This is a genomic window from Oscillospiraceae bacterium (assembly GCA_025758045.1).
GTDB lineage: Bacteria > Bacillota > Clostridia > Oscillospirales > Ruminococcaceae > Gemmiger.
Map to the genome: position 1 here is coordinate 1372208 of CP107208.1, position 16192 is coordinate 1388399.

The 16192-nt window shown below is 61.5% G+C and carries 13 protein-coding genes; 12 read left to right on the forward strand and 1 reads right to left on the reverse strand.

The window, feature by feature from the left end; translation table 11 throughout:
- Window positions 1-129: 129 nt before the first annotated feature.
- The 8 genes from OGM81_06540 (at window position 130) to OGM81_06575 (ending at window position 9761) form a co-directional block, all read left to right on the forward strand.
- Window positions 130-2823 carry a hypothetical protein gene (locus OGM81_06540; GenBank protein UYJ44770.1) on the forward strand — a complete coding sequence of 898 codons (2694 nt, stop codon included), beginning with the start codon at window positions 130-132 and terminating at the stop codon, window positions 2821-2823.
- A gap of 3 nt (window positions 2824-2826) precedes the next feature.
- Window positions 2827-3360: a signal peptidase I gene (gene lepB, locus OGM81_06545; GenBank protein UYJ44771.1), complete on the forward strand. Its 534-nt coding sequence runs from the start codon at window positions 2827-2829 to the stop codon at window positions 3358-3360.
- 59 nt (window positions 3361-3419) lie between these two features.
- Window positions 3420-4493 carry a hypothetical protein gene (locus tag OGM81_06550; protein UYJ44772.1) on the forward strand — a complete coding sequence of 358 codons (1074 nt, stop codon included), beginning with the start codon at window positions 3420-3422 and terminating at the stop codon, window positions 4491-4493.
- A complete protein-coding gene (locus tag OGM81_06555) occupies window positions 4493-5215 on the forward strand; it encodes a class B sortase (protein ID UYJ44773.1) in 723 nt (240 codons plus the stop codon). Before OGM81_06550 ends, OGM81_06555 begins: the two co-directional genes overlap by 1 nt.
- Before the next feature lie 15 nt (window positions 5216-5230).
- The gene (locus OGM81_06560) at window positions 5231-5878 is read left to right on the forward strand and encodes a hypothetical protein (protein ID UYJ44774.1); all 648 of its coding nucleotides are present in this window, start codon (window positions 5231-5233) and stop codon (window positions 5876-5878) included.
- A 307-nt stretch (window positions 5879-6185) separates the two neighbouring features.
- The gene (locus tag OGM81_06565) at window positions 6186-6683 is read left to right on the forward strand and encodes a DUF4352 domain-containing protein (protein UYJ44775.1); all 498 of its coding nucleotides are present in this window, start codon (window positions 6186-6188) and stop codon (window positions 6681-6683) included.
- Entirely contained in the window at window positions 6680-7537 is an 858-nt protein-coding gene (locus OGM81_06570; GenBank protein ID UYJ44776.1) for a sortase, read from the forward strand. Before OGM81_06565 ends, OGM81_06570 begins: the two co-directional genes overlap by 4 nt.
- Before the next feature lie 385 nt (window positions 7538-7922).
- Complete coding sequence (locus tag OGM81_06575; GenBank protein ID UYJ44777.1) at window positions 7923-9761, forward strand: InlB B-repeat-containing protein; 1839 nt, start codon at window positions 7923-7925, stop codon at window positions 9759-9761.
- A gap of 226 nt (window positions 9762-9987) precedes the next feature.
- On the opposite strand, the gene OGM81_06580 is transcribed toward OGM81_06575, so the two are convergent.
- The gene (locus OGM81_06580; protein UYJ44778.1) at window positions 9988-11538 is read right to left on the reverse strand and encodes a glycoside hydrolase family 3 C-terminal domain-containing protein; all 1551 of its coding nucleotides are present in this window, start codon (window positions 11536-11538) and stop codon (window positions 9988-9990) included.
- A gap of 132 nt (window positions 11539-11670) precedes the next feature.
- Here OGM81_06580 and OGM81_06585 point away from each other — a divergent pair, with 132 nt between their 5' ends.
- From OGM81_06585 to OGM81_06600, 4 genes are read left to right on the forward strand one after another with little or no spacing between them, the layout of a single operon-like run.
- The gene (locus OGM81_06585; GenBank protein UYJ44779.1) at window positions 11671-12324 is read left to right on the forward strand and encodes a response regulator transcription factor; all 654 of its coding nucleotides are present in this window, start codon (window positions 11671-11673) and stop codon (window positions 12322-12324) included.
- 37 nt (window positions 12325-12361) lie between these two features.
- Window positions 12362-13711: a HAMP domain-containing histidine kinase gene (locus tag OGM81_06590; GenBank protein ID UYJ44780.1), complete on the forward strand. Its 1350-nt coding sequence runs from the start codon at window positions 12362-12364 to the stop codon at window positions 13709-13711.
- On the forward strand, window positions 13708-14640 hold the full coding sequence (locus OGM81_06595) for a hypothetical protein (GenBank protein UYJ44781.1): 933 nt from the start codon (window positions 13708-13710) through the stop codon (window positions 14638-14640). Before OGM81_06590 ends, OGM81_06595 begins: the two co-directional genes overlap by 4 nt.
- Window positions 14633-16069 (forward strand): hypothetical protein, encoded by a 1437-nt coding sequence (locus OGM81_06600; GenBank protein ID UYJ44782.1) that lies wholly within the window; start codon window positions 14633-14635, stop codon window positions 16067-16069. Before OGM81_06595 ends, OGM81_06600 begins: the two co-directional genes overlap by 8 nt.
- The last annotated feature ends 123 nt before the right edge of the window (window positions 16070-16192 follow it).

The following is a 16192-nucleotide window of genomic DNA, read 5'->3' on the forward strand; positions in this document are numbered from 1 at the left end:
GCGGGCTGTCTTTTTTTGTGTGAAGCTGCGTGCGACGTTTTTTCCCCGTTGGCGGGGGTATACTCAGCCTTGAAATCAGCGGACGGCTTGTCCCACAGGCCGCCTGGATCAAACGGGGGAGGAACCGCCATGAACAAACGTCTGTTGGCAGGGGTTATGGCCTTTTGCCTTGCGGCTGGGGCCGCCAATGCCGCTTTTGCTGAGGACCCGCCATTATCGGGACCGCTACATACCGAGATCGCCACCAGCGAGACCGCCGCCCCGGCAGAGCCGACACCTGTGCCGCCCGGCCCGACCGAGGAGGACCCGGCAGGGGAGAACACGACCGGGGACGAGCTGTACACACCCACGCCAAGCACGACACCGGCCACCACCGCCACGCCTGAAAGCGCCGACCCGCCGGATGACGAGGATGAACCGGCAGTGCAGGAGGTGACGCTGCGCAGCGTGAAGATACAGGATAACATCAAATCTACGGGCGAGCTGGTAGCGGTCGTCAACGGACAAAGTGACCCGGTGGACGGCGTGACCTACACCTGGTATCGCAGCAAGACCGGCGCGGATGGCAGCTGGCAGCAGGTCACGGGCCAGGTCGTCAATGGTTCAGACAAGAACCTGACCGCCGAACACCCCCACGCGCTGAACGCCGCGCTGGATACGCTGCTGGCCCGCCAAAGCGACCCCGGCGCCGCCGACACCGACCGCTACCATTATAAGGTGGATGTCGCCTCCGGCAGCAGCACCCTGCAGGCCGAGGCTCAGGTAAACTATTATGTGCAGCTGCAAAACGGCAGCTTTGAGTACCCGGTGGTCAGCGACGGTAATTTTGCAAGTGACCGTTTTTGTTACCCGAACGACCATCAGCGCGCCCACTTTTTGCAGACGCGGGATGCGGAAACGACCAGCAGCATTTACTGGTATACAACTACCGAGTGCAATCGCTGGGGTGATGGTGTCAAGGGAAAATTTGTCGAGATTGCCGACGCGACCACGACCGTTTATACGGACACTGTTATTACAGGATGGGGCCGCAAGGGTAATGAGATAAAAGAAACTTACACAGACCCCAACGACGTGACCCAGGCCTACGCCATCGGCAAGGCCTACGATGGCGGCCAGTTTGCCGAACTGAACTGCCAGGCTTACGGCGCCCTGTACCAGGACGTGCTGACCGTGCCCGGCGCAACCTTAAACTGGAGTCTGGCCCACGCGGGTCGCGACGGCACTGACACGATGGCCCTGCTGATCGCTCCGGTGGATGTGGCCCAGGACATCACCGGCGCGCTGAAAAATAAGACCACCCGCGCCGCCATCCAGGAAGCTCTGAACGGCAGCATCATGGTGAACGGCGTGAACGTGCCCATCCGCAACTACATTGTGGACGGCAATATCTCGGATGGCTGCACCGCATGGGGCGTACACAACGGTACCTACACGGTCCCGGCGGGGCAGTACGTCAGCCGGTTCTTCTTTGTGGCGGTGACCAGCGCCAGCGGCGACAGCGAGGAGGGCCTCAAGCGCGGCAACCTCATCGACCGCGTCTGGTTCAGCACCGACCCTGTGCCCCCGGCTGCGGGCAGCGGCATCCTGCGCGTTACCAAAACGCTGCTGAAAACCGACGGTACCGCCCTGACCGATGCCGAGCTGATGCAGGCTAAAGAAAATCTGCACTTTACCGTGGTCAACTCGGACCGCCAGATCGTGGGGGACTTCAGCGGCAGCGCGATGCAAGCGGATAGCATCAACCCCAACATGCTGCAATACACGCTGGAGCTGCCCCTGGCGGACAGCAGCGGCAACACCTACAACTACGCTGTGACCGAGACTGCCCGCGGTGAACCCAGCGGTTACGATTGCACGCTGGTACGCACCGTAAAAGACGGCGGTGTGTGGACAGACGTGACGGATACACCGATACACAGCGGCATTGCACTGACCGCCCAGGCGGCAACAAATATTCGGTTTGAAAACACCTACGCCCGCGCCACTGGCAGCCTGACTATCACCAAGCAATTGCCCGACGATGCCGACGATGCCCTGCAAGCCGACTTCGCCGAAACAGTCAACACCTTTACGATCGCATCCGTTGCCGCAGGCAGCTACACGCCGCAGTATAGCGCGGGCGCCCGCCCGGCGGATGCCCCGGCTGCCGTCAGCCCGGATTCAAACGGCCGCCTGACGCTCTCCATCAAAGGCGCAGGCAGCGTGACCCTGCCGGGCCTGGCCCCCGCCAGCTACACCGTGACCGAATCCACCGCGCCGGACCTGACCAACTACTACCTGACCACTCCCACCGCCGACCGCACCCGATCGCTGGACGTCACAGCAGGCGGCACGGTCGAGGCGCACTTTACCAACACCTACGAACCCTACCTGTCCGTCACGATCACCAAAAAAGTGGTGGGCGATATGGGCGATACTACGAAAAACTTCTCCTTCACCGCCACGCTGGACACCACCCAGATCCGCCAGGGCAGCGCGTACACCACGGCGGGTGACGGCGCGGCGCTGACCGACACAGGCTTCACCCTGCGCAGCGGCGGCAGCGTCACCCTCACCCACCTGCGCGCGGACCAGACCCTCACCCTGACTGAGACCGACCCCGGCGACCACACGGTCAGCTGGCAGCTCAACGGCGACGACGGCCCCACCGGCGCAACCTGCACGCTGCAAGTGCCCCGGGCCCAGCCCGCCGAGATCACCTGCATCAATACCCGCAACGTGGGCATCCCCACAGGCCTGCACACCGGCGCGGTGCCCTACCTGGCACTGGTCGGCCTGTGCTGGCTGGGCTGGCGGCTGCTGCGCCGCAGGGAGGTGTGACCCATGCCACGGGAGGACCTTCTGGCTACTGACAAGGAAAAAACACGTGCCAAAGCGGAAATTCACCGCTTCCTCACCCGCCTGGCGGTGTTCGCCGCGCTGTGCTGGGTGCTGTTCGGGGTCGTGTTCGGGCTGGCGGTGGTGCCGGGCAGCGCTATGGCGCCCCGCCTGTGCGGCGGCGACCTCGTCCTGTTCAGCCGGTTCGAGCGCGGCACCGCGGCCGGGCAGGTCGTGCTCTACCGGCAGGACGGTACGCTCCGCCTTGGGCGCATCGCGGCGCGTGGCGGCGATACCGTCACTGTGACCGACACCGGTGCGCTCATCATCAACGGCAGTACGGTGGCCGAGCCGGACATCACCACCCCCACCCAGCCGGTCGAGGGCGGCCCGGACTACCCTGTCACCCTCGCGGAGGACGAGCTTTTCCTGCTGTGCGATGCCCGCACCACGGGGGCGGACAGCCGCCTCTACGGCCCCATCCCACAGCGGCAAGTGCTGGGCACGGCCCTGGCCGCCCTGCGCCGCAGCGGGCTGTAAACCCTGCTGCAACCCCAACAAAAGCAACATAAATCCATGTTGGAAGAGAGGAACCACCTATGAAGACCACCTACATTTCCCGCGCCAAATTCGGCAGATTTACCGCTGCCATCGCTGTGGCTGCCCTGCTGGCAGGTACCGCAGCGCCCGGCGTGCTGGCCGCGGATTACACCGCTCAGCTGACAAAAACCATCGACATGACCGCCGCCCCCGGCGCAGGCGTGCCCCACGGCAGCATCACCTTCACGGTCGGCACGGTCGCAAACCTGCCCTCCTGGGCGGCCGGCACTGCCATCAAAGGCACGGCCGCACAGATCAAATCCACCGAGCTTACCGCCGCCTTTACGGGCGGCACGGTCAACACCGTCACAGTCCCTTTCACCTTTGACAGCGACGATTTCACCGCCCCGGGCGACTACATTTTCTCCCTCACGGAGACCGCTGCCGGCATCACTGGCCTGACGCAGGACACCGCCGCCCGCTACATCGTGGTGCGGGTGGTCAACACCGATCCCACCGCGCCGGACGGCAGCCTGGAGATCAGCGAGGTCAACATCGTCAACGCGGACGGCACGGCCAAGGCGGACGAGGTCACCAACACCTACACCGCCTACGGCCTCTCGGTGGTCAAGCACCTCAGCGGCAACTTTGCCAATGCCGGCGACGAGTTCACCTTTACCATCGCGCTGGACGACCCGGACGAAACGCCCCATGCCAGCTCGGTCACGGTAAAAACCGGCGGCGAATCGGCAGATTTCTCCACCATCACCGGCGACACCGTCGCTTTCAACGCAGACGGCACCGCTGAAGTCAAAGCCGGCATCACCGGCGGCGAAAAAATCGAGGTCACCGGCCTGCCCGCTAACACGGGCTACACTATCACGGAATCCGGCGATACGGCGTCAAGTTACACCACCACCTGGGACGGCATCACCAAGACCGGCAGCGACGACAAAACCTCGGACGCCCAGACGATGGCCGCCGCGGACAAGACCATCACGGTCACCAACAGCCGCACCGCACCTACGCCCACGGGCCTGCTGCTGGACGCTGCGCCCTACGGCGCCATGCTGCTGGCGGCGGGCACGGGCAGCGTGTTGCTGCTGCGTAAACGTCGTAACAGCGACGAATAATGCTGCTGGCGGCAAAACTGGCGCGGTGGGGTGACCGTCTGCTTACGCTGGCGGCGGCGCTGCTGCTGGGGGCGCTGGCGCTGTTTGGGGCGTGGTCGCTGTGGGACATCGCCGCCACACGCCGCGCGGCCCTGCCGGAGCAGACGCTGCGGTTCAAGCCGCTGGCCGCCGCGCCCGCGGATAGCCCCGGCTTTGCCGAGCTGCGCGCCCTCAACCCGGACGTCTGCGGCTGGCTCACGCTGGACGGCACCCGCATCGACTTTCCCGTCGTGCAGGGGGCGGACAACATGGTCTACGTCAACACCGACGTGTACGGAGATTTTTCGCTTTCTGGCGCGATATTTTTGGACTCACGCTGCCCGGCGGACTTCACCGCGCCCTACAGCATCGTCTACGGTCACCATATCGAGGACGGCGGCATGTTCGGTGACATCGTGCAGTTCACCCAAAGCGATTACTTTGCCGCGCACACCACGGGCACACTGATAACAGACGATACAGCGTATAATATCGCACTGTTCGCCTGCGTGCGGGCCGACGCCTACGACCCCGTGCTCTACGACCCCGCCCAAAGCCCGGACGCACTGCTGGCTTACATCAAGGCGCACGCGGTGCAGTACCGCACGCCGGGCAGCGGGCCGGTGGTGGCCTTTTCCACCTGCACCGAGGCCGCCACCAACGGCCGGGTGCTGCTGTTCGGCCAGCTGCTGCCCCAAACGTAAAAGGAGGAAATAAGGATGAATAACACCCAAAAACGCACATTGCGCCGCATAATAATAGAGGCCGCACTGCTGCTTTTGCTGCTGCCGCTGCAAGCCCGCGCGGCGGAGTACAAATGCACAGCCGAGCTGCCCGTCGAGGTCCGCACCTCGGGCGCGGCCACGGCCGAGCGGTTCACCATCACCCTTACGCCCGAGGACGGCGCCCCCGCCCCCGCGGCGGACACGGTGCAGGTCAAAGGCAGCGGCACGGCCAGCTTTACGGGGCTGACCTACACCGCCCCCGGCGACTACCGCTACACGGTGCGCCAGTCCGCGGGCGGCACGGCGCACATGACCTACGATGCCACGGTATACACGGTGACGGTGCGGGTGACCAACCGGCCGAACGGCAGCCTGGGGGCCGAGATCTGGGCCACGGGCGGCAGCAGCGAAAAGACCGGCCTGCTGCTGTTCCAGAACCGGTACGACCCGCCCGCCGCGCCGACGCCCACGCCTGCCCCGGCAAAAACTACCCCGGTCCCCGCGCACCCTGCGCCCAAGCCCGCCCTGCCCCAAACCGCCGACCCCATGCCGGTGATCCTGCTGGCCGCACTGGCCGTGCTCTCTGCCGGTGGGCTAATGGGTTTATATTATAATAAGTACGGGAGAAAGGAGAGAAAATAGTAATTTAGGCAAAAGGCTCCCCTCAAGGGGAGCCTTATCCCCGCCCCCGGCCCTCGACCGGGGGCCTTTTTGTGTATCCCACTAAAATTTTACTAAACCCTACAAATTGTGGTGCGATGCGCTAAGCTCTACTATTACCACAAGTCATTCACAAATTGCCGCAAAGTTGGCGGAATAATTGTGCATTTTTACGGCGAACAAAATGTGCGCAACTCTTGAAAAAATTTTTAATTTGGTGTACTATTATAGAAACTATCGTAGCAAAATGTTCGCTGGGATAGATTTTACTAGTGGAGATACGGAAGTTTTGAGTAAAAAAGCATTTAAATTTAACAAAACATTACTTTGTGTACTAATTTTGGCGGCGGCCCTGTTGTTGGCTGGCTGCGGCGGGGCAAAGTCCACCCGTGCAAAAGCGGATGAGACCGTGCACACCGCGCTGTTTGATTTCACCTGCGGCCAGCCGGAAACGATCGAAAAGTTCGGTAATATCGCAATCCCTGAGGGGGACAAGTTGGTACAATTTCACATCTCTGTGACCAATACCAGCGACGAGACTTACGACATTTTCAAGGACGATTTTCAACTGCAATGGGGCGATGGCGACAACGATTTCGGCGTTGCGATTTACCCTGTTACGCCTGAAATGTTCCCGAATGATACTAAGCTGGAACCTGGTGCCACGGTTGAAGGCAATATGCTGGTTGCCGTGCCCAGCGATTCCGCCACGCTGACTGTTGCGTACCAGGAAGTCCTGGGCAACGGCAACGATGGCAACAACTTCTTTGTGGATCTTAGTTTATGAAACAACGCACCAAAGCACTTTTAGCGGCGGTCATCTCCGGCGCGGCCTTTGCAGGGCTGGTCGGCGGGCTGATCTTCTGGCTCCCCTCGTATAAAGAGAAAAAAGAGATGGAAGCCATCAAGCCCCAGGAAACGCAGACCACCGCACCCCCTACGGACGAACCCGAAGCGACCCCTGACCCGGCCGCCGAGGAAGCCGCCCAGCGGGCCAAATACGCCGATCTCATTGCCCGCAACCCCGAGTTCGCAGGCTGGATCGAGATCCCCGGTGTGGACATTGACCTGCCCATCCTGCAAACCACCGATAATTACTTTTACTTATACCACGACCTGGACCGCGCCGATGATAAGCGCGGCATGCCCTTTGCGGATTATGAGTGCGACATGAAAAACGGCCGCCACCTTATCATCTACGGGCATAACATGGGCGTTAATAATACCGACCGCTTCTCCAACCTGCAAAAGTACCGCGATGCCGATTACTACACCGCGCACCCCTACTTGAAGCTGGACACGCTATATAAAAGCGAGATTTACAAGATCGTAGCGGTCTATGCTGTCACCTCCCGCGAGAGCGACGGCGATGTCTTCCACTTCAACCAGTATATCGACCTGGACGATGCCGCCGAGCAGACGTTTTTGGACGAAGTGGCCAAGCGCGCGTTTTACACCACCGGCGATTACGCCTACCCCACCGAGCGGCTGCTGACCTTAAGCACCTGCACCTACCAGATGGACGATGCCCGGCTGGTCATTCTGGCCCGCCCCCTGCGGGACGGCGAGACCACCGAGGCCGACACGGTGCATGTCAACAGCGACCCGCTCCTCCCTGCCCGCTGGCCTGCGGGTAAATGATTTTCGCAATAACCGAAAAGCCCTAGGGCTTTTGTTATTCCTTGTTTGCACAAGGAATAATGGGTTCTATTGGTAAGTTCTCTCCCTCAGTCAGCTTCGCTGACAGCTCCCTCTCAGAGGGAGCCATTAGGCGCTGCGCGCCAGAAAGGCCCCCTCTGCGAGGGGGCTCCCGCGAAGCGGGTGGGGGAGAGAGCCTAAGACCAGCAACCCTCTTAAAAGGCCCCCTTGTGTAAAGGGAGCCTTTACCCATCCTTGGTTCACCACCTCCATCCCAAGTGGGGGTGTTGGATATATGTCCGTATCTACTGCGTTAGCAAGCGGGTGCGCTTGGGGCACCGGCTTGCAAAACGCTTTAGATAAATTTTAAAGAATAGGAGAAATTAACATGCAGAAAACGAACTTTAAAACTCGTCTGCTGGCTCTGCTGACGGCTGTGTTCATGGTTATCATGTGCGTACCGTTTGCAGCGTTTGCAGATGCAGCTGAAGTTACTGTTAGCTTTAACAGACTGAATTCCGATCCGGTTTACACTCCGTATCTGACCCAGGTTCTGACTGAGGCTAACCCGGAAGTCGTCGCCCCGGCTCTGCCCGAGGGCTACAATGCTTGGACTAGTGATAGCACGAGCAAGGTCCTGAAGGCTGGCGACAAGCTGACCTATGCTGATGTTAAGGACACCAATGGCTATGTTAACTTCAACCCCGCAAAGGTTGAGGAAGAGAAGCCTGAGGTCAAGAAGACCGTCGAAATCAACCTGAACACTGACAATAACAAGGGTACTTTCGTTGGTTACGACGGTGCTGAGACCATCAGCTTCAAGAACCTGCCGGAGATCGGCGATCCTATTGCTCTGCCCGAGGTTAAGGCTAACGACGGCTACAAGTTCACTGGTTGGAAGGTCGAGGGTGCTGGCGAAGCTGGCCACCTGGACGCTAACGCCACTGAGTTTGGTTACACCGGCGTTGCTCACTTCCCCAAGGACTCTAACGTTGGTTACGTCACTCTGACTGCTCAGTTCGAGGAAGTCAAGACCGAGCAGCCTGAAGAGACCAAGAAGACCGTTGAGATTTACCTGAACACCGATAACACCAAGGGTGTCTTCGTTGGTTACGACGGTGCTGAGACCATCAGCTTCAAGAACCTGCCGGAGATCGGCGATCCTATTGCTCTGCCCGAGGTTAAGGCTAACGACGGCTACAAGTTCACTGGTTGGAAGGTCGAGGGTGCTGGCGAAGCTGGCCACCTGGACGCTAACGCCACTGAGTTTGGTTACACCGGCGTTGCTCACTTCCCCAAGGACTCTAACGTTGGTTACATCACTCTGACTGCTCAGTTCGAGGAAGTCAAGACCGAGCAGCCTGAAGAGACCAAGAAGACCGTTTCCGTTACCATCACCACCAACAACGAGCAGGGTATCTTCCCCGACTACGACGGTCAGGAAGTTATCCACTTCGATAACCTGGACCCCAACACCGACCAGCAGTTCGAGCTGCCCAAGGTCGAGGCTAAGCCTGGCTACGAGTTCATCGGCTGGCATGTGAATGGTAATGAAGTGGGCGCTTGGGATGCCGACGCTAAGACCTTCGGCATCACTGGTCTGGCTCATTTCGAGAAAGGTTCCAACGTTGGTTACCTGACCATCGCTGCTGTCTACAAGGCAAAGACCGAGCGCACTGTTGAGGTCACCTTCTCTGTTGACCCCGATAAGGGCGAGTTCGAGAAGAACGACCTGTACACCAGCCCCGCTGCCAACGTCAAGAAGCTGACTGCCACCGAGTTCGATGGCACCCAGTATGCTATCCCCACCGTTAAGGCTAAGGCTGGCTACAAGTTCGTTGGTTGGAAGGGCCAGGGCGCTGACGTTATCGCTTGGAACGCCGAGGCTAAGACCTTCGGTGTGACCGGCCTGTGCTTCTTCAACGGCGACGATGCCACCACTGGCTACGCTACCGTTGAGGCTGTCTTCGAGAAGGTCGAGGACAAGAAGAACGACAACAGCTCTTCTTCCTCCAGCTCTTCCTCTTCCAGCAACAAGACCACCACTGCCTCCAGCAAGGCTGAGCAGAAGGTCGTCAAGGCTGCCGCTGCCCCGGCTAACACCACCAAGGTTCTGCCCAAGACCGGTGCTTCTAATGTTGCTCCGCTGCTCGGCGGCAGCCTGGCAGTTGTTGCCCTGCTGATGGGCTACGGCGTTTACAGCCTCGTTCTGCGCAAGAAGGACTAAGATAAACCTTTGACCCCCTGCGCCCTTTGGGCGTAACGGATATTGGTTTACCTAAAATTGTGTGGTTTCCCCATAGGGTAGCGGTACCCAATGCTGCCGCTCCTGGGTGGGCGCGCTAGCATCCACCAAACCCGATGCGATTCAACACAAAAACACCCCCGCACGGATTCATACCGTGCGGGGGTGTTGTCGTTATAAAGGCTCCCCTCAAGGGGAGCCATTTGAATCATCCAAAATTCAGCCCCAAACTTGCCCTAATATCCCGGCTGGTGTGGCCCAGGCGGAGGAGATAACGGCCGGGGGCGGCGTACCAGGCATGGCGGGCGGGGTCATAGTGGGCCAGGTCCCGGGGCGTCAGGGTAAAGTCCACCTTGCGCTCCTCGCCGGGGTCCAGCCAAACCTTGCTGAAACCCCGCAAAACCTGCGGCACCCGGCCGCCCGCAATGGGCGTGCCGGTTTCATCGCTTACATACAGCTGCACGGTCTCGGCCCCGCGCACGGCCCCGCTGTTTTTTACGGTGACCGATACCGTGACCGTACTGTCCCCGGCCAGGACATCGGCAGACAGGCGGGCACTGCGGTACACAAACCCGGTGTAGCTCATGCCGTGGCCAAAGGGCCAGCGCACCGGCATACGGCGGGCATCGTACCAGCGGTAACCCACGTATACGCCCTCCCGGTAGTCGGCCGTGCGGCCGTCACCGGGGTAGTCCAGGTAGCAGGGGGTGTCCTCCAGCCGCAGGGGCCAGGTCTCGGGCAGGCGGCCGCTGGGGTTGGCGTCCCCCCACAGCAGGGCGTCGGTGGCTTCGCCTACGCCCTCGCCCGCCAAATACATACATAGCACCGCCGAAACATCCCCCGCCCACGGGCACTCCACAGGTGTACCGGTATGCAGCACCACTACGGTGTTTTTCTGCACCGCCGCAATGCGGGCGATCAGGTTGTTCTGGCAGTCCGGCAGGCGCAGGGTGCGGCGGTCGGCATCGGGGCTGACGAAACTTTCCGGCAGGCCCGCAAACACTACGGCTACATCGGCGTGCACCGCCGCCGATACCGCCCGCAGGAATTCGCCCTCGTCCCGCTCGTCCCTGTTGGCGGGAAAGCCCGTCACATACCCCACGCGGCGGCCTTTCAGCAGCGCGGCGTCCAGCGCACCGATGGCCGCAGGGGTGGGCTGACCCTCGCCATAATAGCGCGGGGTCTCGGCAAACGCGCCGATGTACGCCACCCGCTGCCCGGCCTTGAGCGGCAGTGCGCCCAAATTCTGCACCAGCACGCCGCACTGTGCGGCTAGCTGCACCGCCAGCGCGTGGGTGGGTGCGGTGGACGGTGTATCGTTGGTTTTGGCGGCGGGCTGCGGCAAAAGCGCGGCGGCGGCCTCGGCCAGGGGTACGCCGTTCAGCGTGCCGCTGCCGTACCGCACCCCCTGCGGCCCGGCCTGCAGGGACGCAGCGGCGGGCGGCAGGTAGATCTCCTGCAGTGTGCGCTCATCTACGCGGCGGTCCGGGGCGTCGGTGACCTGGCTGCAGCACAGCAGCGGCCCCACCACGGCATTTTGTGCGCCGCCCACAACCGCTGCCGCCAGCACGGCGGTCAGGTGCGGGTCCTCACTGAACATGGCAAAATTGCGGCCGCACAGCGGGCTGCGCTTGATGTTGGGGTCGACCTCCGCCTGCCCCTGCGCCGCGCCCACGCTGCGCGCCAGGGCAGGGTCAAAGCTGGCCGCCACGGCACACGCCGCCGGCAGCACCACACCCGCCTTTTGCTGAACGGACATAGAAATAACGCTCCTTTTTTTGGAATATTGTTCATTATAGCACACGAAACATGGTAAAATAAAGGGAAAAAGCCGAATTGTAACAAGTCGTACACAACTGCCCGCTACACTGGGGGTGGAAAGGGGATAAACATGACAAAAGTGCTGATCGCTGAGGACGAGCGGCCCATCGCCCGCCTGCTGGAAATGAACCTGACCCGCGCCGGGTACGTATGCACCCTGGCGCCCGACGGCCTGACCGCCGCCGATCTGATCGAGAAAAGCGACTACGACCTGGCCCTGCTGGACATCATGCTGCCCGGCCTGGACGGCTACGCCCTGCTGGATTACCTGCGCCCCCAGGGTGTGCCCGTGATATTTTTGACCGCCAAGGCCGCCGTGAAGGACCGCGTGCTGGGCCTGCGGCTGGGTGCGGATGATTACATTGTAAAACCCTTTGCCATGGACGAGCTGATGGCCCGCATGGAGATGGTGCTGCGCCGCGCCGGCAAGGGCGGCCACCAGCTGCAGGCCTTTGATGTGACGCTGGACAGCGCCGCCCACATGGTTTTGCAGCGCGGCCAGCCCGTGGAGCTGACCCCGCGGGAGTTTGCCCTGCTGGAGCAGCTGATGCGCAACCGCGGGGCGGCCATTTACCGCGATACCCTGATGGAGCGCGCCTGGGGCGGCGACGCCGAGACCACCCGCGCGGTGGATACCTATATTACCAGATTGCGCAAAAAGCTGAACTGGGGCGATAAGATCGAGACCGTTTACCAGATCGGCTACCGGTTAAAGCAAGAATGAGGCCCGACGACCGCCCCACTGCGGGGCCGGGAGGTACATGATGAAATTTGCCCACAAGATGATCTGCCTGCTGGTGCTGGTGCTTAGTGCATCCTTTGGGCTGGGCGGGTGCTGGCTGCTGTACAGCGATTTTGCCGTGCAGCGCCGTACCGTTCTGACCGCTGACGCCGCCCTGCACAGCCAGATCTGCACCGACGTGCAGACCGACCTGCTGGATCGCCAGCGCCGCGGGCTGGAGATGGGCGGCGCCGTGGCGGCCGCGCGGCTGGCCCTGCACCAGCAACCCGCCGCCCTGTGGCAGGGGGAGGAGCTGGTCAGCAGCAACATCCCGGTAGACGTAACCGCCCCGCTGGCGGACGGCACCATGACGACGGTGCGGTCCGGCGGGGGTACTTACGCCCTGTTTGCCAGCGAGCTGCAGGGCGGCTACCGCATTGTGACGGCCTACGACCTGACCGCGCTGTATACATCCCGCGCCGCGGCGGTGCGGCGCTTTTTGGGGCTGGAGGCTGTGGTGCTGGCGGCGGCTGCCCTGGTCACAGCACTGCTGGCCCGCCAGATGACCCGCCCGCTGCAAATTTTGCGGACCGCCAGCGCGGAGATCGCAGGCGGCGACTACGACCGCCGCACCGCCCTGCATACCGGCGACGAGCTGGAAAACGTCAGCCAGAGCTTTGACAAAATGGCCGATGCTGTGCAGGAAAAGATCGCGGATCTGCAGGTGGATGTCCAGCGGCGGGAGGACTTTATGGGCGCGTTCGCCCACGAGCTGAAGACGCCGATGACCTCGATCATCGGCTACGCCGATATGCTGCGCACCTTGCAGATCGACCCCGCCGAGCAGCACGAGGCCGCCGGGGCCATCTACCACGAGAGCCGCCGCCTGGAGGCGCTGAGCTACAAGCTGCTGTCGCTGCTTTCGTTGAGCGATGAACGGCTGGAGCTTGCCCCTGTGGACCTGACCGACCTGTGGCCGCGGCTGCGGATGGCCTGCCCCCAGGTGCCGCTGCTGACGCCCCAGGGCGGGGCTGTGGTGCACGGCGATGCGGACTTGCTGCTGGACCTGCTGTGCAACCTGGTGCAAAATGCCGCCAAAGCCAGCCCGGCAGGAATGCCCGTCACGGTGCTGCTGGCCGATGCGGGGGACACCGTGGCGCTGACCGTGCAGGACCACGGCTGCGGCATCCCGGCGGATAAGCTGGCCCGCGTGACCGAGCCGTTTTACATGGTGGATAAATCCCGCGCCCGCAAGCAGGGCGGCAGCGGCATGGGCCTGGCCCTTTGCCAGCGCATTGCCGCCGTGCATGGCGGGACGCTGCAAATCAGCAGCCAGGTGGGCGTGGGCACCGCCGTTACCGTTACCCTGCCCAAGGAGGTGCAGCCATGAAACTGTGGAAGAAACCCCGCCTTGCGGCGGCCCTCTGCGCGGTGGTGGTGCTGGTCTGCGCCGCCGCCCCGGCGGTGTTCCTCTCGGTAGTGGATGCCGCCAGCCTGGGGCACAGCCAGGCCGTGGCCGACCCCTACACGGCGCCCACCCCCACGGCGGACGACTACTACCTGCTGCGGCAGCTCAGCGCCCGGCAGCTGACCCAAAGCAAATATACCTTCCAGCCCGGCGATACCGGGCAGGAGCGCAAGCCGTTGATCTACTACAACAATCAGGCCAACGACCTGACCGATATGACAAACGGCTGGGACTATGTGGATACCGTGAACACCGCCCTGCAAAGCCTGGCCGATGCCGGGGCGATCTCTCAGGCGTGGGCCGACTATGCCGCCGATTGGTACAGCACTGAGGAGACCACCCTGACGACCTACGATGAGAGGCAATACAGCCTGACCGTGCCCTATTACAGCGTCGACAGCCTGGGCCTTGTGACCTTTAAGCGGTTTGCTGTGCAAAACGGCGTGCCCACCACCCTGATGGCCCTGAAAATGGACAGCCGCACCGGGCAGGTGTATTCTTTTTGGCTGTCCACCCCGGCGGATTCTGCCGCCGCCCACGACCCGGAGTCTCTGCCCAAGGAAGCCGCCTTGCGCGCCTTTGCCGACCAGGCCGGGCTGACCAGCCTGGGGGATTGGACCTGGCGGGAGGACCTGACCTACCCCCGGGCCATCTACAGCCTGAACGGACAGGCGCTGGTGGCCGCTGCGTCGGGCGCCTACACCGTCGATGATTACTTTACCTACAGCGGCGCTACGTCGGACCGCTGGTATGTCAGCATTGAACTTTCGCTGTGCGCCGAGGCGAACCTGCCGCTGCGCATGCAGGATAACACAACGAACTTGGAAAAGGAGGCAAACCCCGATGCGTAAAATGTGGAGCTTTTTGCTGGCCGCCCTGGCCCTGACCGGCTGTGCCGCCGCCCCGGCGGATGCACTGCCTGCCGCCGAGACCGCCGAGATGACTGCGACGGAGACCGAAGAAACTGCTGCCCAGCCGGTCGGATTTACTGTGGGCAACCTGAGCGAGGTCCCCAACACCTGCGGCGGCTACTGGGGCTGGAACACAGGCGACGCCTATTATGAGATTGCACGGCTGGATGATGAAAATGACCAGGAAAGCATGCACGCCCTGCTGCTGAAGACCGACTACGCCACCGCCCAGCAAACCGTGCTGTGCAATGTGCCCGGCTGCACCCATGACAATGCCGCCTGTCCCGCCTGGCTGGAGGATTGGGCACGCACCGACGTGCTGGTGATGCCAAGCGGCATCTACCTGTCTTACGCGGGGCTGGATGATACTTCCCCCTGGGAGCAGGTGGAAAAAGCGTGCCGGGATGATTTCGAGCAGGGCAATGTGAAAAATTTTGCCGATGAGGAAGCCTACATCGACTACTGCCGCCATAACTATGAGCTGAGCAGCCGCCCCTCCAGCATCGAAAAGCTGAACGACGATCTGACCGCCCGCGAAACGGTGCTGACCTTTGACCCGTCCCTGCTGGGCAGCGGTTACTTTGCTTACTGTGATGAGAATGCGCTGTACGCAAAAGAATATTCTGACGCAAACAGGAGCCGCATCCTCCGGCTGGACCTGACCACCGGCGAATGGAGCACCCTCCCACTGAATCTGGGTGAACAGGTGCGGGGCGTGAACGGACACCGCTTTTTGACCTCGCGCCTGCTGACAGATGCCCCGCTGCCGGACTATAACGACTACGAAGCCTATAATGCCGCCCTGCAGAACGCTCGGAGCGAGCTTGTCTGGCTGGACCCCGCGACCATGCAGCGGGAAAAGATCTGCGAGACGGAACGCCTTGACGGTAGTACGATCTATGTAAAAATATACAACGACCGCGTCTATGTGCAGGATAACCCCCAGGAACGCAGCGAGTACGGCACCAGCTACAGCCTGAGCTACTACAGCAAAGACCACCAGCACACGGTGCTGATCGATACGCTGCCCATGAACCTGTATCTGCCCTCCACAGACAATGGCTTTATGCCGATGTTTGGCAGCGAGGAGCGCGGCTGGATCTGGGCCCAGGATTATACCGGCAATGGCGAGATCAATTATTTAATTGACCTGGATACCGGCGAAATGCACACCATGACCCAGACCCAGTACCGGGACGGCATGTACATGGGCGTAAGCCTGATGGCCCAGACCAACGACGGCCGTTGGATGGTAGGGTATAAACCCCATAGCAATACGCATAACGACCGCTGCGATTACGGCTTCATCGACCCGCAGGAATTTTGGAACGGCGGCGAAAATTATACTCCTGTGCAGATGTGGGATTAAGAAAATAAAGTCTGTCGTTCTGCGGTAAACATACGGGCATCTGCTACAAACAATATTTTTAAAAATGCCTGCAAAAACCTTGCAAAATTATGCACATGGTGCTACTATAAACTCGGTGAAAGA